2 protein-coding genes are annotated in these 994 nt (G+C 61.6%); one reads left to right on the top strand and one right to left on the bottom strand.

Annotated elements, in window-relative coordinates:
* On the top strand, window positions 1–334 hold a 334-nt coding region (locus tag D2T30_RS22900), incomplete at its 5' end, for a transposase (protein ID WP_164884418.1).
* Between the two features lie 326 nt (window positions 335–660).
* Here the strand turns inward: D2T30_RS22900 and D2T30_RS22895 are convergent.
* Window positions 661–994: transposase (locus D2T30_RS22895; RefSeq protein WP_164884417.1), on the bottom strand; the 334-nt coding region annotated here is incomplete at its 5' end.

Genomic DNA, 994 nt, shown 5'->3' with positions numbered 1-994 from the left:
CCGGCGATACTGGATCAACGAATGCCAGACCTGCACGCTGCAAAGCCGATGCACCACCGGCACGGAACGCCGCATCACCCGATGGGAGCATGAGCATCTGATCGACGCGATGCGCGAAAGGCTGAGCCGGGATACCGACCCGATGACCCTGCGCCGCTGCACTGTCGAACACCCTTTCGGCACGATCAAGGCCTGGATGGGGCACACCCATTTCCTGATGCGGAGGCTGAAAAACGTGCGTACCGAAATGGCGCTGAACGTCCTGGCCTACAACATCAAGCGGATGGTCTCCCTGATCGGGATCCGTAACCTGATGCAGGCCATTCCGGCCTGATCAGGCCTGGTCGGCTCATCTTCCTGGCAAGACCCGGCTCAGGCAAGGCTCATCAGAACGCCACGCGCGGCAGGGTGACTTTTGGCGCCGGTAATGTGCGTCGGCCCGGAAAACTATGATCAGAGCGCCCGCGTCAGGAGTTTTGACACACGCTCGGCCGAGGCTGTGTCAAAACTGGCTGGCGAGGGTCGCCTTATCGCAGCTTTCCGAACCGGTGGATACCACAGCGCCAAATCGCCATGCAGCGGCGGCCCGGGGCGGTCAGGACTGGTCCTGAGGGCTTCGTAAGTCGAACCCGCACGCATAAATGTGGCAGAAAGCCCTGATCAGGCCGGGATGGCCTGCATCAGACGCCGGATCCCGATCAGGGAGACCATCCGCTTGATGTTGTAGGCCAGGACGTTCAGGGCCATCTCGGTACGGACGTTCTTAAGCCTTCGCGTCAGGAAATGGGTGTGCCCCATCCAGGCCTTGATCGTGCCGAAAGGGTGTTCGACAGTGCAGCGGCGCAGGGTCATCGGGTCGGTATCCCGGCTCAGCTTTTCGCGCATCGCGTCGATCAGATGCTCATGCTCCCATCGGGTGATGCGGCGTTCCGTGCCGGTGGTGCATCGGCTTTGCAGCGTGCAGGTCTGGCATTCGTTGATCCAGTATCGCCGG

The organism is Paenirhodobacter populi, assembly GCF_004022215.1.
Taxonomy (GTDB): Bacteria; Pseudomonadota; Alphaproteobacteria; order Rhodobacterales; family Rhodobacteraceae; genus Rhodobacter; species Rhodobacter populi.
This window is presented reverse-complemented; position numbering and strand designations above follow the sequence as displayed.